This window comes from Occultella kanbiaonis (assembly GCF_009708215.1).
GTDB lineage: Bacteria > Actinomycetota > Actinomycetes > Actinomycetales > Beutenbergiaceae > Occultella > Occultella kanbiaonis.
Map to the genome: position 1 here is coordinate 5,240,233 of NZ_CP046175.1, position 21,118 is coordinate 5,261,350.

The 21,118-nt window shown below is 69.5% G+C and carries 17 protein-coding genes; 5 read left to right on the plus strand and 12 right to left on the minus strand.

All coding sequences use genetic code 11. The annotated features are described in order from the left end of the window. Window positions 1-111: 111 nt before the first annotated feature. The 12 genes from GKS42_RS24010 to dnaK form a co-directional block, all read right to left on the minus strand. A complete protein-coding gene (locus GKS42_RS24010; RefSeq protein ID WP_154796121.1) occupies window positions 112-1,698 on the minus strand; it encodes a glucoamylase family protein in 1,587 nt (528 codons plus the stop codon). 44 nt (window positions 1,699-1,742) lie between these two features. Beyond that, window positions 1,743-2,951, minus strand: coding sequence for a glycoside hydrolase family 1 protein (locus GKS42_RS24015; protein WP_154796122.1), 1,209 nt, complete (start codon window positions 2,949-2,951; stop codon window positions 1,743-1,745). A 35-nt stretch (window positions 2,952-2,986) separates the two neighbouring features. Further along, window positions 2,987-4,687 (minus strand): ABC transporter ATP-binding protein, encoded by a 1,701-nt coding sequence (locus tag GKS42_RS24020; protein ID WP_154796123.1) that lies wholly within the window; start codon window positions 4,685-4,687, stop codon window positions 2,987-2,989. Continuing rightward, a complete protein-coding gene (locus GKS42_RS24025) occupies window positions 4,684-5,676 on the minus strand; it encodes an ABC transporter permease (RefSeq protein WP_154796124.1) in 993 nt (330 codons plus the stop codon). Before GKS42_RS24025 ends, GKS42_RS24020 begins: the two co-directional genes overlap by 4 nt. Beyond that, on the minus strand, window positions 5,673-6,653 hold the full coding sequence (locus GKS42_RS24030; RefSeq protein ID WP_154796125.1) for an ABC transporter permease: 981 nt from the start codon (window positions 6,651-6,653) through the stop codon (window positions 5,673-5,675). Before GKS42_RS24030 ends, GKS42_RS24025 begins: the two co-directional genes overlap by 4 nt. Before the next feature lie 133 nt (window positions 6,654-6,786). Further along, window positions 6,787-8,451 (minus strand): ABC transporter substrate-binding protein, encoded by a 1,665-nt coding sequence (locus tag GKS42_RS24035; protein ID WP_154796126.1) that lies wholly within the window; start codon window positions 8,449-8,451, stop codon window positions 6,787-6,789. Window positions 8,452-8,704: 253 nt separating this feature from the next. After that, on the minus strand, window positions 8,705-9,814 hold the full coding sequence (locus GKS42_RS24040; protein ID WP_154796127.1) for a LacI family DNA-binding transcriptional regulator: 1,110 nt from the start codon (window positions 9,812-9,814) through the stop codon (window positions 8,705-8,707). 94 nt (window positions 9,815-9,908) lie between these two features. Continuing rightward, the gene (locus GKS42_RS24045; protein ID WP_154796128.1) at window positions 9,909-10,664 is read right to left on the minus strand and encodes a DUF4282 domain-containing protein; all 756 of its coding nucleotides are present in this window, start codon (window positions 10,662-10,664) and stop codon (window positions 9,909-9,911) included. Between the two features lie 101 nt (window positions 10,665-10,765). Next, on the minus strand, window positions 10,766-11,182 hold the full coding sequence (locus GKS42_RS24050; protein ID WP_154796129.1) for a heat shock protein transcriptional repressor HspR: 417 nt from the start codon (window positions 11,180-11,182) through the stop codon (window positions 10,766-10,768). A gap of 6 nt (window positions 11,183-11,188) precedes the next feature. Further along, on the minus strand, window positions 11,189-12,196 hold the full coding sequence (locus GKS42_RS24055) for a DnaJ C-terminal domain-containing protein (protein ID WP_154796130.1): 1,008 nt from the start codon (window positions 12,194-12,196) through the stop codon (window positions 11,189-11,191). A gap of 25 nt (window positions 12,197-12,221) precedes the next feature. Next, window positions 12,222-12,854 (minus strand): nucleotide exchange factor GrpE, encoded by a 633-nt coding sequence (locus GKS42_RS24060; protein WP_232847827.1) that lies wholly within the window; start codon window positions 12,852-12,854, stop codon window positions 12,222-12,224. After that, window positions 12,851-14,716 (minus strand): molecular chaperone DnaK, encoded by a 1,866-nt coding sequence (gene dnaK / locus GKS42_RS24065; protein WP_154796131.1) that lies wholly within the window; start codon window positions 14,714-14,716, stop codon window positions 12,851-12,853. Before dnaK ends, GKS42_RS24060 begins: the two co-directional genes overlap by 4 nt. A gap of 619 nt (window positions 14,717-15,335) precedes the next feature. On the opposite strand from dnaK, the gene GKS42_RS24070 reads away from it, so the two are divergent. The 5 genes from GKS42_RS24070 to GKS42_RS24090 all read left to right on the plus strand — a co-directional run bounded on the left by GKS42_RS24070 (window position 15,336) and on the right by GKS42_RS24090 (window position 21,117). Then, complete coding sequence (locus tag GKS42_RS24070) at window positions 15,336-16,271, plus strand: ABC transporter ATP-binding protein (protein ID WP_154796132.1); 936 nt, start codon at window positions 15,336-15,338, stop codon at window positions 16,269-16,271. Then, the gene (locus GKS42_RS24075; protein WP_210769260.1) at window positions 16,271-17,035 is read left to right on the plus strand and encodes an ABC transporter permease; all 765 of its coding nucleotides are present in this window, start codon (window positions 16,271-16,273) and stop codon (window positions 17,033-17,035) included. The genes GKS42_RS24070 and GKS42_RS24075 overlap by 1 nt, the downstream gene beginning before the upstream one ends. A 99-nt stretch (window positions 17,036-17,134) precedes the next feature. Further along, window positions 17,135-18,388, plus strand: a complete 1,254-nt coding sequence (locus GKS42_RS24080; protein WP_210769261.1) for a sensor histidine kinase — start codon at window positions 17,135-17,137, stop codon at window positions 18,386-18,388. Continuing rightward, window positions 18,385-19,005: a response regulator gene (locus GKS42_RS24085; protein WP_154796133.1), complete on the plus strand. Its 621-nt coding sequence runs from the start codon at window positions 18,385-18,387 to the stop codon at window positions 19,003-19,005. Before GKS42_RS24080 ends, GKS42_RS24085 begins: the two co-directional genes overlap by 4 nt. 681 nt (window positions 19,006-19,686) lie before the next feature. Further along, window positions 19,687-21,117, plus strand: coding sequence for an ankyrin repeat domain-containing protein (locus GKS42_RS24090; protein ID WP_154796134.1), 1,431 nt, complete (start codon window positions 19,687-19,689; stop codon window positions 21,115-21,117). Window position 21,118 lies beyond the last annotated feature (1 nt).

Genomic DNA, 21,118 nt, shown 5'->3' on the forward strand with positions numbered 1-21,118 from the left:
CCCCGCCGTCGGGCTCGCGCCCGACCCAGCCACGGCAGCCGCGCCGCCGCGAGCGCGACATTGTTGGCCCCATCGTCGCGCGAGGGACCAACGATGTCGCGCTCGGCAGGCTCAGAACACCCCTGAGGAGAACTCCTCCATCCCGATCAGGGGCCGGATCACCTGCGCCACCTCGCCGCGGGCGAAGTACCGGTGCAGGGCGTCGTGACCGAGCACGTTGCCGAGGGCGCCCAGGATCATGCCCTGGTCGAGCGAGAGGTACCGCTCGGCGGCGGTCCCGCTCACGGCGACGGAATCGAAGAACCCGCCCGGCCCGTAGGCGCCGAGCTCGTCCTCGATGCCGGCGAGGTTGTCGACCGCCTCCCGCGGTGCGTACGGGATCGCGAGGAAGGCCGCGTGCGGGGTGACCACGCCGTCGCCGAACTCCGGCTCGGGGTTGGCACCCTCCCGGCAGTCGCCGAAGCCGCCGTCCACGTCGGTGCCCTCGATGTCGGAGAAGTAGCCGTCGGACTGCATCCCGATCACGTCCACGCCGTAGGCGTTGTACCCACCGAACGGGTTCGACGCGGGCGAGAAGCCCCAGTACCCGTAGTCGGCCTCGTCCAGCCCGTGCCGGATGTGCGCCTGCACCGCGAGCGGGTGGTTGGCGCCCCAGCTGTCCGGCGCCCATCGCTGCTCGGGCACGAACAGGTCCGGCATCAGCTCCTCGAACATGGACCCGCCCCAGGTGGGCACCATGTGCAGGTCCTCGTAGGCGAACGTGCCCTCGTAGACGTCGATCCCGAGGTAGCTGCGGGTGGTCCCGATGGGCTGTTGCTCCGCCCAGTCCCAGTCGCAGGTGTCCGGGAACGTGCGCCACAGCGAGTAGTACGCCTCCTGCGGGATCTGGCCGAGCGCGATCCCGACGTAGACGGCGATCCGGGTCTCGGAGTTCAGCAGGTCGTAGTGGTGGCACGTGTAGTAGAGCGGCGCACCGGCCGGGTCGCCGTAGTTGCCGGGCACGTTGCACTGCTCGGCCGGGGGCTCGTCGACCCAGAACCCGCCCCGGTTCCAGCCGGGCAGGTCTCCCCCGCGCGCGTCCGGGTTGTGGAAGAACGCGAAGTTCATCCCGTCCAGGAGGTCCTGCGCCTGGGCGCGCAGCCGCGGCTCGGCGCTGCGGACCACCATCAGCGCGGCGGCGAACCAGCCGTTGTCCACCGTGGACACGAACGGGTGGATCACCTCACCGCTGCCCGGGAACTCGACGAGCTTGGCGCCGGTGGCCTCGTCGTACCAGTTGTAGAACATGCCGCTGGGTTCGTGGCGCTCCATCCCGGCCAGCGTGTCGAGGGTCTGCGCCATCCGGTGACGCGCCTCGGTCCTCGAGATCAGGCCGATGTCCCGGGCCGCGACGGTGCTCCACAGGTACGCGCCGATGTTCGTCGGCGACGTGTACCCGGAGCGGGTGGCCGGGTCGAGGTCACCCTCGATGTTGTCCGCCGGCAGGCCGGTGGTCTCATCGGTCATGGCCTCGAACGAGGCCCAGGTGTCCGCGGCCCAGCGGCGCAGCTCCTGTCGGTCCGCGCGGGTCAGGTCGGCATTGATGCCCGACGGCGCAGGGCCCGTCGGTCCGGTCGGTTGCGGTGCCGCGGTGGCCACGGCGGCCGGGGTGGCCACGAGGACCACGCCGGTGACTGCGGCGAGTAGTCGCTTTCGCATGCGTTCTCTCCCATCTCGATGCCATCAGCTGCCATCAGCGCCCATCACTGCGGCGCTGGCGTGCTCAGCGTGTTGGTGCGGGCCACCTCCCCCAGCCAGGCGGCACTCGGCTTCGGGGTGCGCGCGAACGTCTGCCGGTCCACCCCGATCAGCCCGAACGTGGGCCGGAAGCCGCTGGCCCACTCGTAGTTGTCGAGGGCGCTCCAGTGCAGGTAGCCCCAGACGTCCACGCCGTCGGCGATGGCGGCGTGCAGGCCGGCGAGCGCGCCGGCGGTGTAGTCGATGCGGCGGGTGTCGTCGGCGGTGGCGATGCCGTTCTCCGTGACGAACACCGGCACCCCGCCGGTCAGCTCCCAGGCGGAGCGCACCCCGATCTCGAGCGCGGGCGGGTAGTACTCCCACCCGGTCAGGGTCGTCTCGACACCGTCGGGCACCTGGCGCGGACCGTCCGGTCCGATGATGGTGCGGGTGTAGGCCTGGACACCCACCCAGTCGTCGCCGCGGACGGCCTCGAGGTACCAGTCGTCGCGCTGGTGGCCGTACTCGCGGGCGACGTCCTCACAGCCCGGCTCGGGCTGGAACGCCTGGGTCGCCACGGTCCACCCGGAGGCGACCGAGGTGTGCTCGGCGAGCACCTCCCGGGCGGCCCGGTGGCAGGCGAGCAGCGTGTCCGCGACGGCCAGGTCCGGCGCCGGCAGCCCGTAGGCGACCAGGTTCGCCGGGTCCTCGCCGCCGGCGATCATGGCTGCGATGTTCGGTTCGTTGATCGTGCACACCCACGGGACGCCGTCGGCCACGATGGGCAGCGCAAGCTCGGTGAACCGGCGGAACCGGTCCACCGCCTTCGCGGAGCGCCACCCGCCGTCGTCGGCGAACCAGCGCGGCACGGTGAAGTGCATCAGCGAGACCATCGGGGTCAGCCCGGCCGCCTGGCAGGCCTCGACCATGCGCTGGTAGTGGGCGATCTCGGCGCGGGAGACGAAGCCCTCCTCGGGTTCGATGCGGCTCCACTCGATCGAGAACCGGTACGTGTCCAGGCCGAGTTCGGCGAGCAGCGTGATGTCCTCGCCATAGCGGTGGTAGGAGTCGCACGCGTCCCCACTGGGTTCGGCGATCGAGGTGCCCGGGGCGTGCTCGCGCGGCCACCAGTCGTTGTTGAGGTTGTTGCCCTCGATCTGGTGGGCGGCCGTGGCCGCGCCCCAGCGGAACCCGTCCGGGAACACCAGTGGCTGGGTGGTTTCTGCTGCGGTCATGATCTTCGGCCTCCAGGATCGACGGGTGGCACGGGTCAGTCGGCGGCCCGGCCGGGCTGCGGTACGGCGTCGAGCAGTTCGACGGTGTAGGCGTCCTCCGGGAACCGCAGCACCTGCGCGGTCTCACCGCGTTCGACCACCCGGCCGCGGTTGAGCACGAGGATCTTGTCCGTGACCAGGCGCGCGCTGAGCAGGTCGTGGGTGATGAACAGCAGGCTCACGCCCCACTGCTCACGCAGCCCCTCGATCAGCGCGAGCACACCGGCGCGCAGGGACACGTCCAGCATCGAGACCGGCTCGTCGGCGATGATCACCTGCGGGTCGCAGGCGAGGGCGCGCGCGATCACGACGCGCTGACGCTGCCCACCCGAGAGCTGGTGCGGCAGTTTCGCCGCGAACTGTTCCACCGGCGCCAGGCCGACGATGTCCAGCAGCTCCAGCACCCGCCGTCGGGCCTCGAGGCCACGCAGGCCACCGAAGTTCACGACCGGCCGCATCAGCGTGTACTCGACGCTGTGCAGCGGGTTCAGCGCCGAGTACGGGTCCTGGAAGACCATCTGCACGTCGCGGCGCAGCCGCCGCAGGCCGCCCCGGCGCAGCGATCCGACATCGGTCTCACCCAGGCGCACGGTGCCGGAGGTGGGCCGCTCGACGCCGGTGATCAGCTTCGCGATGGTCGACTTCCCGGACCCGCTCGCCCCGACCAGGGCCAGCGCGTCGCCGGGCTCGATCGTGAACGAGACGTCGTCGACCGCGACCACCGGGTCCTCGCCGCGGCGCGGCGGCGGGTAGACCTTGCCGACGCCCTCGAGCACCACCGCCTCGCGGGTGCGCCCGGTCCGGGCCTTCGCACCGCCCGACGGCGCAGCGTCCGTCCCGATCGCGGCCGGCGGTTCGCCGGTGGTGCTGATCTGCGAACCGGCCACGCGCAGCCCGGGCAGTTCGACGACCTCGGCCCGCGGGTCCGCGTAGTGGCTGAGCAGCATCTTCGTGTAGTCGTCCTGTGGGTCCCGCAGGATCCGGGCCGACGGGCCGTCCTCGACGATGACACCCTCGTGCATCACGAGCACCCGCGCCGTGGACTCCAGGACCACGCCGAGGTCGTGGCTGACCAGGATCGCGGTGAAGTTCTCCTCCCGCTGCAGCTCGATGATCGTCTCCATCACGGCCCGCTGGACGAGCACGTCCAGCGCGGTGGTGGGCTCGTCGAAGACCAGCAGCCGCGGGTCGAGGGACATCGCGAGCGCGATCGCGACCCGCTGCCGCATGCCGCCGGAGAGCTCGCCCGGGTACCGGTCCAGCACCGAGGCGGGCAGCTTGACCTTCTCCACGAGTTCGACCGCACGCTCCCGGCGCCGTCCCCGCGGCACGTGCTCGTGCGCCGCGAAGATGTCCGCGAAGTGGTTGCCGATGGTGCGCACCGGGTTCAGTGCGTTCATGCCGGACTGGAGCACCATCGCGAAACCGCCTCGGCGCTGGCGGCGCAGGTCCTCGCCGCCGAGGTGGGCGATGTCGGTGCCGTCGAACGTGATCCGCCCGGAGGTGATCCGGGCCGGCGCCTTCGCGAGCCCGGTGAGCGCGAACCCGAGGGTGGACTTGCCGGACCCGGACTCGCCGACGAGGCCGATGAACTCGCCCTGTTCGAGGGTGAACGTGGCGCCACGCACGGCGGTGACCGGTTCGGCCCCGCGGGGTTCGTAGACGATGGACAGGTCCTGCACGTCGAGCAACGTCATCGGCCCTTGCCCTCCCTCAGGCGCGGGTTGGACAGCCCGTCCACCCCGAAGTTGATCAGCGTCAGGGACGTGGCCAGCAGCGCGATGCACAGCCCCGGCGCGAACAGCAGCACCCATTGCCCGGTGAGGATCGCATTGGAGTTCTGCGCCCAGAACAGCATCGATCCCCAACTGACCATCGCCGTGTTGCCCAGGCCGAGGAAGGACAGGCCCGACTCGGCGAGGATGGCCGCGGTGGCCGCCCCGAAGAAGCTCCCGGTGATCAGGGAGGTCATGTTCGGCAGGATCTCCCGGAACACGATCCGGAACGAGGACTCGCCGCTGAACTGCGCGGCGGTGATGAAGTCGCGGCTGCGCAGTGATTGGGTCTGCGAGCGCAGCACCCGCGCACCCCACGCCCAGCCCGTGATCACCACGACGAAGATGATCATCGCCAGCCCGCCACCCTGCAGGTACGCGGCCAGGACGATCATCAGCGGCAGCCCGGGGATGACCAGGAACAGGTTGACGAAGAAGTTGATGACGTCCGCCGCGAACCCGCGCGTGTACCCCCAGGACATCCCGAGCAGCACCGCGATCAGCGTGGCCCCGAAGCCCGCAACGAAGCCCACCAGCACCGACACCCGGGACCCGTAGATCAGCTGGGAGAGCACGTCCTCACCCGCGGTCGTGGTGCCGAGCGGGTGCGCGGCACTGCCACCCTCGGCGCGGCCGAAGGTGTTGTCCGTCGGCGCGTACGGCGCGAGCAGCGGTGCGAACACGGCGGCCAGGAGGAACACGGCGAGCAGGATCAGCCCGACCCGCGCCTTCGGCACCGACCAGATCGTGCCGGCCGCACGGCCGAGTACGGTGAGCGGGCTCGCCGGTGCGGCGACCTGCACGGCCGCACCTGCGCCGTCGACGGTGTCGTTCGGGTTCTGCCGGCCCGACGGCGAGGGCCGCGTCGGCTGCGGCGCCTCGTCGCGGGCGGTGGCCTCCTTCTCGGTCATCGCCTCGTCCTCGGGTCCAGGTAGCCGTAGAGCACGTCGACGATGAAGTTCGCGACGAGGACGCTGACGGTGATCATCAGGAACAGCGCCTGCATCAGTGGGAAGTCCTGATTCGTGACCGCGTTGTAGAGCAGGTACCCGACGCCGGGGTAGTTGAACACCCGCTCGACGAGCAGGGACCCGCCGACCACACCACCGAGGGCGAGCCCGAAGCCGGTCAGGTTCGGCAGGATCGCGTTCCGGGCCGCGTACTTCAGCGCCACGGCCCTTGGCGCAAGCCCGTTCGCCTCGGCGAAGGTCACGTAGTCGTCGCCGAGCGTGTTGATCATCGTGTTGCGCATGCCGAGGATCCACCCGCCGAGGGAGGTGATCAGGATCGTCACGGCCGGCAGGACCGCGTGGTAGGCGGCGTCGGCGATGAACTCCAGCGACAGGTTCGGGGTGGCCCGCGCGGAGTAGGCGCCCGACGTCGGGAACCACTGCAGCACGTAGCCGAGGAAGAACAGCAGCAGCAGCGCCGTCCAGAAGTACGGGAACGCGGAGGTGAACGTCCCGGTCAGGGTCGGCAGCGAGTCCAGGAACGTGCCCCGCTTCCAGGCGGCGAGCACGCCGAGCAGGGTCCCGAGCACGAACGCGACGATCGTCACCACGCCGACCATCACGAGCGTCCAGGGCAGCGCGGTGAGCACCAGTTCGGAGACGGACTGCGGGAAGAACGTGTACGAGACACCGAAGTCCAGGGTGAGCACGTTGCCGAGGTAGGTGACGTACTGGTCCCCGATGTTGCCGGTCGGAACCCCGAGCTGGGCCTCGATCGCGGCGCGGGTGGCCGGGCTCACCGGGCCGTTCTGCGCGAGCTTCGCGATCGCGGCGTCGGTGGGTGAGCCGGGCATCATCCGGGGCAGGAAGAAGTTCAGGGTCACCGCCGCCCACAGGGTCAGCAGGAGCAGGCCGATCTTGCGGAGCACGTAGCGCATGGGTCACCTCCTTCGGTGGTCGACGGCGGAGCGTGGTTGCTGCGGGTCGCCCCGGTTCGGGGCGTGGTCGGCCGGGCGGATGCGGGCCCCGGTGCGCGGGGCGTCCGGGGACCGCATCCGATCCGTGCCGGGGTCAGCCCGCTGCTTCGATGTTCGTCAGCACCAGGAGCGGGTTCGCGTCCCAGGTGGCCGGCGAGGCGTAGGGGTCCTCCGCGCTGGGCCAGCCGGTGAAGTTGGCCTCGCTGAACAGGCCCCACAGGCCGCCGTAGAACATCGAGATCACGGGCGCCTGCTCGAACATGATGGTCTGCAGCTCGTGCGCGATCTCCAGCTGCCGGGCCTCGTCCAGGGTGACGCGGAGCTCGGCGAGCAGGGCGTCGGTGTCCGGGTCGGAGTAGCGCTGGAAGTTCGCCGTGGTGGTGGTGCCGACGGGCTGCAGGAACTCGCTCGAGAGGAGCCTGTTGTAGTCCTCGTAGATCGAGCCGGTGCCACCGAAGGAGCCCATCGAGAGCTGGAAGTTCCCGTTCTGGAGTTCCTGCTGGTACGCGGCCGGCTGGGGCTGGTTGAGGGTGACCTCGATGCCGACCGCGGCGAGCTGGGTCTGCACCTCGGTGGCGCCGCGCAGCCAGTCCGTCCACCCGTTCGGGGTGGTCAGGGTCAGTGCGAGGGGCGTGCCCGCGGAGTCGACGAGCTGGTCGCCGGACATCGTGTACCCGGCGGCCTCGAAGTGCGCCAGAGCGGCGTCGACGTCCTGGGCGACGGCGCCGCCGTCGGGCAGATCCGGGTTCAGGAAGGCCTCCTGGTTCGGCAGCAGCAGGCCGGACATGCCGGCCGCGTCCACGTAGCCCTCCTCGGCGACCTCGGCGATCCGGTCCCGGTCCAGGGCGGCCGAGAGGCCGAGCCGGAACTCCGGGTTGTCGAACGGCGCCATGGTCAGGTTCGGGAACAGGGCGATGGTGCCGCCCGGCGGGAACCAGTACGTGTTGCCCTCTGCGGCGGCGACCCAGGTGTTCTCGACGTCGGACATGAACGCGTAGGCCCAGTCGTAGCCGTTGTTGACGACGTCCAACTGGGTGTTCGAGGCGGGCAGGATCAACTCCTGCGCGGCCACGTTCTCGACCTGCCAGTAGTCCTCGTTGCGCTCGAGGGTGTACTCGTTCGGGGTGAACTCGCCGAGCGCGTACGGCCCGGTGCCGACCGGATCCTCGTTGGTGTAGGTGGTGGGATCCTCGACGTCGGCCCACAGGTGCTCGGGCACGATGATCGTCTTCTGGATGATCGCCGCGGCGGGCACGTTGTCCCCGGTGAGGTGGATGACCACGTCCTGGCCGTCCACCTCGATGGACTCGATCAGGGCCCAGACGCCGTTCGTGTCGAGGGCGGGGAACTCCTTGAGGAGGTCGAACGTGAAGACCACGTCGTCGGGGGTGAACTCCTCGCCGTCGGACCAGGTGACGTCCTCACGGATGGTGAAGATCACCGTGGCCGGATCCGGCTGCTCCTTCTCGCTGGCCAAGAACGGCGTCTCAGTGCCGTCGAGGGTGTTCGTGACGAACAGCGGCTCGTAGATCAAGGTGGTGGTGGTCCGCTTGCCCGGCGAGTACGGGTTGAAGTTGCGTTCGAACGTGGGTGAGCCGTTGTCCGCGGCGAGCAGCATCGACGTGCCGTCTGCCCCGCCGCCGTCGTTGTTGTCGTCCTCGGTCGGCACGTCCACGGTGCAGGCACTCGTGGCCAGCAGCACTGCCACCCCGAGGGCCGATCCGAACAGTGGCCAGCGCGACCTGCGTCGGCGTTGCATGGTGGTCTCCTTCGTGTCTTCATCGTCACGTGGCGGGAGGGCACCCAGCCGCCGCGTTCGACTGTATGCGCATACATTTCGGTCCGCAACCCGAAGTGGCCGCCCGCCCCGACCCTGCCGCGGCCATGTGGCCCGGCTGCACTCGACGAACGCGCACTTGCCACGTTCCAACTGCGAGCCGACCCAGGGCAAGTGCGCGCTCGACGGCGCGGACCGGGAGACCCCGGCCCGGGGACCTGGAGGAGCGGTCCGGTCAGGCCGGCCGTCGGTGGGGGCCGCAGCTGTCCCGGAGCAGGACCTCGACGGGCAGGACCCGGGTGGTCGGCTCCGCCATCGGCTCATTCAGCCGGTGCAGCACCTGCGCCACGGCGAGCCGTCCGAGCTCGACCATCGGCTGCCGAACGGTGGTCAGCCGCGGTGTGGACACGTTGCTCGCCTCGATCCCGTCGAACCCGGTCACGACCAGGTCCTGCGGCACCCGCAGCCCGGCTGCCGTGAGCTCGTCGAGGACACCGAGGGCGCTCTGGTCGTTCGCGCAGACGAGTCCGTCGAGGTCCTCGAGCAGTCCCTCGGCGAGCAGTCGCCGGCCGGTCTCGCGGCCACCGGCCCGGGTGAAGTCGGAGCGGGAGATCGGGCGTTCCGGGACGCCGAGCCCGGCGAGCAGCATGGCCTCGGTGAAGCCCTCGAACCGGGTCTGGGCGTCGGGCGAGTCCTCGGGCCCGCCGACGAACTCCAGCCGCGTGAGCCGGTGATCGGCGATCAGGTGGTCGGTGAGCGCGACCATTCCGCCGTGGTTGTTCGCGGTGACGTGGTCGTAGACGTCACCCTCGCGGGGCCCGGCGACCACGACCACCGGGAGCCGGCGGGCGATGTGCCCGAGCTGGTCCGCATCGATCGCCCGGGCCAGGGTGACGAGGCCGTCCACCCGCCCGGCCAGCCCCTCCACGACGTTGTGTGCGGCGGCACCCCGCGGGACCGCGATCATCACCGCGAACCCGTGCCGCCAGGCTTCGATCTCGGTGCCGCGGACCACCTCGGCGATGTAGAGGTCACTGCCGGTGTCCACGTGGGCGTCGGCGTCCACCCGCACCTGGACCGGCGGTCCGCTCTCAAGCCGGCGGGCGTCGATCCGGGCGACGTCGTCGAAGCTGGGGAAGCACACGCCGATGGTGCCGGTGCGGCGGGCGGCCAGGCCGCGGGCGCTGCCCGACGGCACGTAGCCGAGCTCTCGAACGACCTCCCGGACGCGTTCGCGAGTGGTCTCCCGGACGGCGGCGGGGTTGCGGAAGTAGCGCGAGACGGTCGCGATGGACACGCCCGCCATCTCGGCGACGTCGTAGACCGTCGGGGTCTTCTCCACCATCGGGCACCATCACCCCCTCAGCCAGGACACGGGCACCGCGGCCATTTGACGATAGCGCGGTGCCCGGTGCCCTACGTGCCCGACAGCACTCGGCTCAGGTGCGATCCGCCAGCTTGGAGGTGTTCTGGGCGGTCTTGATCGTCGCGACCGCGAACTCCAGACCGACCCGTACCAGGAGCAGGGTGATGAACCCGGGGATCCAGCCGAACAGCAACGTGAGGACGCCGAGGACTGCTCCGGCGCCGCCGTCGTCGTCGTAGAAGCCGCCGTAGGGGTCGAAGTTGAAGGCGGACACCACGGCACCGAGCCAGCCGAGCGCGATGAAGACGATCGCGAGGATGAACAGGACCTTCGCGAAGCGGAGGGTGATGTAGCGGGAGAAGCTCAGGTCGAACAGTGACGCGAAGAAACCTGGCTCACGCTGCTGCGGTGCGCCCCACTGGCCCCCGGCCTGGGTCTGGCCGTACGCCTGTCCCTGGCCGTAGCCCTGGGCCTGACCGTAGGGAGCCGCTTGACCGCCGGGCGCCGCGGGTGGCGTCGGCGGGAACTGCTGGGCGGGCTGACCCGGTTGGGCGGGCTGACCCGGTTGGGCGGGCTGACCCGGCTGGGCGGGCTGACCGTACGGCTGTTGCTGGCCGTAGGACTGCTCGTGGGCGGCTGCGGCCGGTGCCTGCGGCGGCTGCTGGCCGTACGACGGGTCGTGGGCCCCTCCGGCCGCCGACTGCTGGCCGTAGGACTGCTCCTGGGCCCCTCCGGCCGGCGCCTGCGGCGGCTGCTGGCCGCCCGGCCCGGACCGGGCTTCCGGCTCCTGGTCAGGCTGCTCATATCCACTCGGCGGTTGCTGCGACATCTGAGTCCCCATCTGATCGACTGACCGCGGATCGGTTGTGTCGGGTTCTCACGCTAGCCAACCGCTGCTGAGTCCGCCGCTCGAGCCGGGCGATCCCGGACTCAGCGACGCGGCGGCTGCCAGACCACGAGCGCACCCGCGGACGAGCGCACGCGGCGCAACCGGGTGCCGAGCGGCACCGCGACGACGTCGCCGCCGGGGCTGGCGTGGAACACCCGCCGGCCACCGCCGAGGAGTTGGTTGAGACGGGCGACCTCGCCCTCGAGCCGCTCGTTCTCTGCCGCGAGCTCGAGGATCCGCTTGATGCCGGCGAGGTTGATGCCCTCCTCCTGGGAGAGGCGCTGCACCTCGCGCAGCACGTCGACGTCACGCTGGGAGTACCGGCGGCCCCGCCCGCTCGTGCGGCGCGGGACCACCAGCCCCAGTCGGTCGTACTGACGCAACGTCTGCGGGTGCATCCCGGCGGCCTCCGCCGCGATCGAAATCGCCAGCACCGGTGCGTCATACGTCGCGGCCATGACCTATCAGCTCCTGGCTGCTGCGGCGAGCCCGGCCCTCGGGTCGGTACCGTCGCTGGCCGCCGCGAACTGTTCGAGGGCGGCCCGAGCGTCCTTGTTGAGGTTGCGCGGGACGGCGACCTCGAGGGTGACGATCAGGTCACCGGTGCCGTTCTTGGTGGCCACCCCCTTGCCCTTGGCGCGCAGCCGTGCGCCGGACTGGGTGCCCGCCGGGACCTTCAGCTTCACGGAGGAACCGTCCAGCGTGGGCACCGTGATGGTGGCCCCGTTGACGGCCTCCGGGAACGTGATCGGCACCGTGATGGTCAGGTTGCGCCCGTTGATACCGAACACCGGATGCGGCTCGACGCGCACCGTCACCACCAGGTCCCCGGGGCTGCCGCCGTTGATGGAGGCCTGCCCCTTGCCGGCCAGACGGATCTTCTGGCCGTCGGTGACACCCGCGGGGATCCGCACGTTCATCGACCTGCCGCCGTCGATGGTCAGGGACACCGTGGCGCCCTGCACGGCCGTGCGGAACGGCAGCGAGGCGGACGTGGTGATGTCCCCACCCTTCTGCGGGGCTCGGAACCCGGCGCCCGCGCCGCCCGGCATGCCTCCGCCGAACAGGCCTCCGAGGATGTCCTCGAAGCCCCCGCCGGGCATGCCGCCACCGTCGGTCGAGTACCTCACCCGGGTGCCGCCACCAGGAGCTCCCTGGTTGAACATGCCCCCGAAGAGATCCTCGAAGCCGCCGGTGTTCGCGCCCCCGGCGCCGGAGGCGAACCGCGGTCCGCCTCCGGCCATGGCCCGCAGCGCGTCGTACTGCTTGCGCTGCTCGGCGTCGGAGAGCACACCGTAGGCCTCGCCGATCTCCTTGAACTTCGCCTCGGCCTTGGCGTCACCGGGGTTCTGGTCCGGGTGCCAAGTGCGGGCGAGCTTGCGGTAGGCCTTCTTGACCTCGGCGGCGTCGGCATCCTTGGACACGCCGAGCATCTTGTAGAAGTCCTTCTCGAGCCAGTCCTGTCCGGTCATGCCTCACCTCCTCGATCGTGTGCTGTCATTCTGGGCCGGTGACCCCTACCCGCGCGGGGCGGATGACGACGTCACCGGCACGGTAGCCCGGCTGGAGCACGGTGGTGATGGTGTCCACCGTGACGTCCGGGCTCTGGTTGTGCATGAGCGCCTCGTGCACGTTGGGGTCGAACTCCTCCCCCTCCGCACCGAACCGCTCCAGAGCGAACCGGGTGGTCAGCGTGCTCTCGAGCTTGTCCGCGATGGACGCGAACGGACCCTCGAGCGCCTGGTGCTGACGGGCCGCGGCGATGTCGTCGAGGACCGGGATCAGTGCCTCGATGACGGAGTGCGTGCCGCGGGTCTTCTCGACCTCTGCCTCGGCGCGGGACCGCTTGACGAAGTTGTTGAACCGTTGGTCCAGGTTGTACAGGTCCGCCTTGCCGCGGGCCACCTGGTCGGCAAGGTCCAACGCCTCGGCCTTCGCCTTGGCGAGCTCGTCATCGCCCGACGGCGCCGTGTCGCCGTCGGCGACCGGCTCGGCAGGCGAGGCGTCCGCCTGGGCGGCACCGCCGTCGGGCTCGACGGCGGCACCTGCCTCGCTACGGACCTCGCCCGTGTTCGGGTCGAGTCGCCGCTTGTCGCGGATGACCGGTTCGGACTCGTTCTCGGGCGTCACTTCTTCTCGTCCTCGTCCACGATCTCGGCGTCGACGATGTCGTCCTCGTCGGCGGCCGGGGCCGCCTCCTCGGCGGCCGGCGCACCCTCGCCCGGGGCGGGGGCGGCGTCGGGCTGGGCGTAGAGCGCCTCGCCGATCTTCTGGCTCACGGCGGCGAGCTCGGTCTGGGCCGTCTTGACGGCCTCGATGTCCTCACCCGCGAGCGCGGCCTTGAGCTTGTCGACGGCGGCGCGCACCTCGGTGGCGACGTCCTCCGGCAGCTTCTCGGCGTTGTCCGTGAGGAGCTTCTCGGTCGAGTAGGCGAGCTGTTCCGCGGTGTTGCGGGTCTCGGCCTCCTCGCGCCGGGCGGCGTCCTCGGCGGCGTGCGCCTCGGCCTCCTTGATCATCCGGTCGATCTCCTCCTTGGGGAGGGCGGACCCACCGGTGATCGTCATCGACTGCTCGGCGTTCGTGCCGCGGTCCTTGGCGGACACGTGCACGATGCCGTTCGCGTCGATGTCGAAGGTGACCTCGATCTGCGGGACGCCACGAGGCGCCGGGGCGATCCCGGTCAGCTCGAAGGTGCCCAGCGGCTTGTTGTCCTTGACGAAGTCACGCTCGCCCTGGAACACCTGGATGAGCACGCTCGGCTGGTTGTCCTCGGCGGTGGAGAACACCGCGGAGCCCTTGGTCGGGATGGCCGTGTTGCGCTCGATCATGTTGGTCATCACGCCGCCCTTGGTCTCGATGCCGAGGGAGAGTGGGGTGACGTCGATGAGCAGCACGTCGGTGCGCTCACCCTGGAGCACGCCGGCCTGCAGCGCGGCACCGACGGCGACGACCTCGTCCGGGTTGACGCCCTTGTTGGGCTCCTTGCCACCGGTCAGCTCCTTGACCACCTCGGTCACGGCGGGCATCCGGGTGGAACCACCGACGAGCACCACGTGGTCGATCTCGGACAGGCTGATGCCGGCGTCCTTGATGACGTTGTGGAACGGCTCCTTGGTGCGGTCGAGCAGGTCCGAGGTCATCTGCTGGAACTGGGCCCGGGTGAGCTTCTCGTCCAGGTGGATCGGACCGTTCTCGGACATCGACAGGTACTGCAGGGAGATGTTCGTGCTGGTGGCAGAAGAGAGTTCCTTCTTGGCCTGCTCGGCCGCCTCACGCAGGCGCTGGACGGCGATCTTGTCCTTGGCCAGGTCCACGCCGGAGCTGTTCTTGACCTGCGTCACCAGCCAGTCGACGATCCGCTGGTCCCAGTCGTCGCCACCGAGGCGGTTGTCGCCGTTGGTGGCCCGCACCTGGATGGTGGAGAAGCCGTCGTCGTCCTTGCCCACCTCGAGCAGGGACACGTCGAACGTGCCACCACCGAGGTCGAAGACCAGGATGAGCTCGTCCTCCTTGCCCTTCTCCAGGCCGTAGGCGAGCGCGGCCGCGGTGGGCTCGTTGATGATGCGCTGCACATTCAGACCGGCGATCTGCCCGGCGTCCTTGGTGGCCTGGCGCTCGGCGTCGTTGAAGTACGCGGGCACCGTGATCACGGCGTCGGTGACGGGCTCGCCGAGGTAGGCCTCGGCGTCCTTCTTGAGCTTGCCGAGCACCCGCGCGGAGATCTCCTGCGCCGTGTACTGCTTGTCGTCGATGGAGACGGACCAGTCCGTGCCCATGTGGCGCTTCACCGACGCGACCGTGCGGTCTACGTTGGTGACGGCCTGGCGCTTGGCCACCTCGCCGACGAGTACCTCGCCGGTCTTGCTGAACGCCACGACGGAGGGCGTGGTGCGCGCACCCTCGGCGTTGGCGATGACGGTGGGCTCGCCACCCTCCAGAACGGCGACCACGGAGTTGGTGGTGCCCAGGTCGATTCCGACCGATCGTGCCATGTTCGTGTGCTCCTTCCGGGCCGCCCCGGTGGGTGCGACCACATCTGCTTGAGTCTTCCGCACTCAAGTTTCCTCGCCGGTCCGAGGTTGTCAAACCAGGGTGGCAAGACTTGAGTCTGTATGGCTCAACTATGGCAGTCGGCGGAGTATTCCCGTCTGAGGCAGAGTGCCCTCCCCGACCCCACCGCCGACGAGTGGCAGCTGAACGAGGCGGTCGAGGCCCCGCACACCGGTGCCCACATGGGATCACGCATCGGCACGCTCCACACGAGCATCGGCTTCCGGGACCTCGGTCAGGGCAGACCCGCCAGCATGACTCAGCAGCGGAAGCCGCCACGGAGTGCCAATAGAACCCCGCCAGATAACAGCGAGAGCCACAGCACTCGATGCTGAGTTGATCCGAGCGCTGGGTCCGGCGTCGGAGGTCGAGCATGGCCGGTCCACCTCCATGCCCCAGGTCAGGCGTGTGCCGCGGTGACCGATAGTGCGACCATCAACACGGCTTCGGAGGTTCCGGCAAAGGCGCCGTACATCCACCGAACGGTGGAGGCGCGCATCAACCCGAGCCCAGACGCTTCGGTCGATGTGGCGGGCTGCAGTGCGCCCGTAACTTCGCAGGATGACCGCCTTGGAAGTCCGAAACCTGCACAAGCGCTACGGGCAGCACGTTGCCCTCGATGACGTCTCCTTCACCGTTGAAGAGGGGGAGATCTTCGGCATCATCGGGCCCAACGGCGCAGGCAAGACGACAACCGTCGAAAGCATCGCCGGCCTGCGAACGCCCGACTCGGGCTCGATCTCTGTGCTGGGACTCGACCCGATCAAGGACCGGGCTGAGTTGCGTGAGCGACTCGGCGTGCAACTGCAGGAGAGCAGCTTCCCAGACGCGATCAAGGTCGCCGAAGCGCTTGAGCTCTACAGCTCCTTCTACCGGGACCCCACCGATTGGCGCGAACTCATGGGGCTCCTCGGTCTCACCGAGAAGCGCAACACGCAGTACACGGCGCTCTCGGGCGGGCAGAAGCAGCGGCTTTCGATCGCGCTCGCTCTGGTCGGCAATCCGAAGGTAGCGATTCTCGACGAGCTCACGACGGGACTGGACCCGCAGGCGAGGCGCGATACCTGGAGCCTCATCGAGCGGGTCCGGGACACGGGCGTGACGATCCTCCTTGTCACGCACTTCATGGATGAGGCGGAGCGTCTCAGCGACCGGGTCGCCGTCATCGCTGGTGGCCGGGTCGCCGCAGTGGATACGCCGGCAGGGCTGATTGCCCGGGCGAGCGCGGGGCAGCAGGTCCGGTTCCGCGTGAGTCAACCGCTGGACAAGAGTGTCCTGACCGTGCTTCCCGACGTGACCGACGTCGAGATCGCCCAGGGCCGCTGGATCGTCACCGGCAACGGACAGCTTCTGAGCAGCGTCGCAGGGGCTCTCGCCAGGGCGCAGGTCGTGGTGGAGGATCTCCGCGTCGACCAGCGCAACCTCGACGACGCGTTCGTGGCATTCACGGGCCTCGCCCCGGAATCCCCAGAACCCTCAGAGCGGAAGGCCGACTGATGCATGCGCTCAGGAAGATGGTCAAGGTCGAGACGAAACTCTTCCTGCGAGACTCTGCCACCGTCATGTTCGGTGTGCTGTTCCCGACGGGACTCCTACTCGGGCTGGGTGCCATCCCGGCACTCAGAGAGCCGTCGCCGGAAACCGGTGGGCTCCGGGCCATCGACGTCTGGGCTCCGACCGCACTGGTGTTCGGGATGGTGATGATCGCCGTGCAGCACGTCCCGGCAGTGATCGCGACTTATCGTGAGCGCGGCATCCTGCGCAGGCTGTCGACCACTCCTGCGCATCCGCGGAGCGTCCTGCTCGCGCAGATAATTGTCGCGTTCGCCTCCGTGGTCGTCTCCGCGGCACTCATGATCCTCCTCGCGTGGGCGGTGCTGGACATCGCGCCGCCCGAGCGGCCCCTGGAGTTCGTCGTCGCCTTCATCGTCGGCTATGCGGCACTGCTCGGGATCGGCATGATCTCCGCAGCCGTGGTCCGAACTAGCAGTGCCGCGAACCAGATCGGCACCTTCCTGTTCGTTGCGCTGATGTTCTTCGGTGGGGCCTTCCTGCCCCGCGTCCTCATGCCCGACTTGCTGCGCGAGGTCGGCGAATTCATACCGCCCGGGCTGCAGGCTCTCACCACCGCGTGGTCCGCCGAAGCAGGCGAGGTCACCGCCACCGCCGGTGGGCAGCCCTTCTGGCTGCAGATTGCCATAATGGCGGGGATCGCAGTGATCGCGAGCGCGATCGCCGCGAAGCTCTTCCGCTGGGAGTAGGTGACGATGACGCGAGATGCCGGGGCCAGTGAGCGCCGGAGTTCCAGTACGCACGCTTCCGCCATCGCGGAAGAAGCGGAGATCGCGAATCGCTCCCGGTTGGCCTGGAAGAAGGAGCAGTTGCGGGTCTGGGACCTGCTGCAACTGTTCACACCGTGGCTGCTGCTGACGATCTCGACGGCGACCTACTTCTCGCGGGTGCTTCCTGCCTCTGGTGAACGCTTCTGGCCCGGGGGCGCCTCCGCCCTCGGGCTGGTCGCGGCCTCGGGGCTGTGGGTGCTGTTCGGGCAAACGCTGCCCATCAGGCGGAGGACGCTTCGGCCCGTGCCGGCGGGCATCTACTTCGTCGGGCTGCTAGCACTGTGCGTCACCCTTATGACGTACTCCGACGTGTTCCTCGTCTTCACCATCGCGGGCTTCTTCCAGGCGTACTTGCTCAGGCCGTGGCCGTTGGGAGTGCTCGCAGTCCTGGCCACCTCCGTGGCCCTCAACGGCTCGGTGATGCGCGTGTGGGCTGACCCGAGCCCGGAGGTACTCGCGGAGTTCCTACTGATAGTCGCCGTGCAGACCACGGCGATCGGGGTGGGCATCCTGCTGACCGCGCGCAGCGAGCCGGAGGAACGCAAGCGGGAGGAACTCGTCGAGCGCCTCGAGGAGGCACTGCACGAGAACGCCGGGCTCCATGCGCAACTGGTCGCCCAGGCCCGTGAGTCCGGGGCACAGGATGAGCGGCAGCGACTGGCCGGCGAAATCCACGACACGCTTGCCCAGGGTCTCGCCGGCATCATCACGCAACTCCAGGCAGCGCAGCGTTCCGCGAGCGTGCAGAACGAGACCGAAGAGCACGTTGCGCGTGCACTTCGTCTCGCGCGCAGCAGTCTGACCGAGGCCAGACGCTCCGTGCAGGCGCTCGCTCCCCAGGAGCTCGGGCGAGCACACCTCCCCGACGCACTGCGCACGTTGACCGAGCGATGGTCGCAGGACCAGGGGATCAACGCGCGCGTGGACGTCACCGGCACCCGAGAGCCACTGAGCCCGGCGATCGAGGTATCCCTGTTCCGGGTCGCGCAGGAGTCGCTGACCAACGTGGCGAAGCACGCGGAGGCCTCGCGGGTCGGTGTCACGCTGTCGTACACGGGCACCGAGGTGCTGCTGGACGTACGCGATGATGGAGGCGGGTTCGCGAACACGGTTGGCGCCGGCTTCGGCCTGACGAGCATGCGCCAGCGGATCAGAGGGGTGGGCGGTCACGTGGAGGTGCAGAGCGCAGCCGGCGAGGGGACATCCGTCAGTGCGCGCGTACCGGCGATCGCCCCCGTGGGCACGAGGTCACGGAAGGAGACGGGCCGGTGATTCGACTACTGGTTGTCGACGACCATCCGATCGTGAGGGGCGGTCTTCGCGACAGCTTCGCGGACGTCGAGGACATCGTTGTGGTCGGTGAAGCCGGGGACGGCGCCGAGGGCATCGACCGTGCGATGTCGCTGGCAGCCGACGTCGTGCTCATGGACCTTCGGATGCCCGAGATGGACGGCGTCACCGCGACCGCGGCCCTGCGCGAGCAGGGCTCGAGTGCCCGAGTGCTGATCCTGACCACCTTCGACAGCGAGAGCGACGTACTGCCGGCGATCGAGGCGGGTGCGATCGGTTATCTCCTGAAGGATGCTCTGCCCGACGAGCTGATGCGGGCCGTCCGGGCAGCCGCGCGTGGAGAGTCGGTGCTGGCGCCGTCGGTGACGCAGCACCTCATGGGACAGGTTCGCAGGCCCGGCGCCGGCACCCTGACCGATCGAGAGAGGCAGGTGCTGCAACTGGTCGCGAACGGCCGCTCGAACCGAGAGGCAGCCGCAACGTTGTTCATCGGCGAAGCGAGCATCAAGACCCATCTCCAGCACATCTACGACAAGCTCGGCGTTCGTGATCGAGCCGCGGCGGTGGCCGAGGGCTACCGCCGTCGCCTGCTCACGTGACGCCTCGCTACTGGCCACCACACGGCAGGACCGACGCGAACGGCATCGAGATCCGGATGGACGACGACGTTCGCAAGGTCGTGGCAGACCAGCCCGGCCGGCGCATCGTGCAGCTCGAAGTCGAGGGGCCCGATCAGGTGCAGCGTGCCCTGCGACCATCGTCTCGCCCAACTCCTTGAGCCGACCTGTTCTCTGCCGCAACTTCGCGGATTCTGGCTCTCGATTGTGGACCCGCACCGGCGTGGGCCGGAATGATCAACTCCGGGTCGGACTACGCTCACCCGAGCCACCATGGTTTGAGGTCGACCAGCCAGTGATCGGCGCAGCGTGAGTGCACGCTCAAGCGACGACGCGGTGCCAGCGATCAGCAAAGTCGTGTTGAGCCGGCCGGGTAACGAGATCGGTGAGGTGTAGGTGCCGACGCGGTCCCCCACGACGTCCCACTGCGCTCCCACGTTCCCCACCTCGGACCAGTTCGGGCGAGAACCTCACCTCACTCCATCCGGCCTCACGGCCAACGGCTAGCGGGACGCCGCGGCCGGCGGTACGGTCGGAGTGCGCTCAGGGCGCCTCCGGTCCGCGGGCAGGGCACAGCCCACCTGATCTGCAACACCAAGAGCAGCCCCTGGCCTCTTTCGCCCCGACGGCGCGGACATCGGGATCGACGCGAAGGAGGGCGTGATGCCCGAAGCCCGATGGAATCTGCCCGACGATCCGAGCCTGGAGTGGCTCAGGTCCCGGGCCAAGCAACTGCGTCGCGCGTTCGGCGATCCCGACGCTGACGAGCATGCTCTGGCAGTTGAACTCGTCAACGCCTTCGATCCGGGCTCACCGAGCGAGGCCATCCAGCTCTCGCGGGCTCAGCGCGTGCTCGCTCGTGCGTTCGGCTTCCCGGGCTGGTCACGGCTGCGCGAGCATCTCGAGACGCTGGGCACGTTCGGGCGACCGATGGCAGCGACCGGCGAGGACGACAGCCCGGAGGACCGTCTGCTGCGCCTCGGCACACTCAACTACACCCAATGGTCCGACGGCTCCGATGCCCGAGCGATGTTGGCCCAGGATCCAACACTGGCGGTAGGTTCCGCGCACACGATGGCCGCCTGCGGGCGTGCCGAGGAACTCGCAGAGCTGTTGCGCGACGACCCGGCACAGGCCGATCGCCAGGGCGGGCCACACCGCTGGGAGCCGCTCCTGTACGCGTGCTACTCCCGGCTCGGGACCGGCGATGCCGTGCGGACGGTGCAGGTGCTGCTCAACACCGGCGCCGACCCCAACGCCGGGTTCCTGTGGCGCCGATTCGCTTCGCCGTTCACGGCGCTCACCGGTGCGCTCGGAGGCGGTGAGCGCGGCGAGCCGCCCCACCGGGCCGCCGTCGCACTTGCGACGACACTGCTCGCTGCGGGCGCCGACCCGAACGACAACCAGGCGTTCTACAACAGGATGTTCACCCCCGACGACTCCCATCTGCCGCCGTTGCTGTCCCACGGTGCCGGACACCCTCATCCGAGCGTGTGGCGCAACCGTCTCGGCGCGGCCTACCCGACGCCCGAGCAGATGGTCGGTGAGCACCTGCGCAGCGCAGCTGAGCGCGGCTACACCGAACGGGTCCGTCTGCTGCTGGAGCACGGCGTCGACCCCAACACCGTCGGCTACCACCCGAATCTCGGAGACCAGACCGCCTACGAGATCGCGGTGCGCAACGGTCACCGCGAGGCGGTCGGCCTCCTGGCGTCGGCGGGCGGGCGCAGCGACCGACTCGACGACTACGACCTGTTGCTGTCCGCCGCGTTCGCCGGCGACACGCGCGGGGTCGGACCGTTGCCAGATCTACCGGCGAGGAGGCCCGATGCCATGCGTCTGGCCGCCGAGCAGCACGGGATCGCCGCCCTGGCCCTCTTGGTCGACCTCGGGTACGACGTGAGCGCACGCGGCAGGTGCGGCACCACGGCGCTGCACGAGGCCGCCTTCCGCGGCGATTCGGCGACGTGTCGGTGGCTGGTCGACCACGGCGCCGACCGGACCGCCGAGGACGAACGCTTCTCCGGCACGCCATCGGACTGGGCCGCCCACGCCGGGCATGAGGAACTGGCCGAGGAACTCAGCGTTTCGTGAA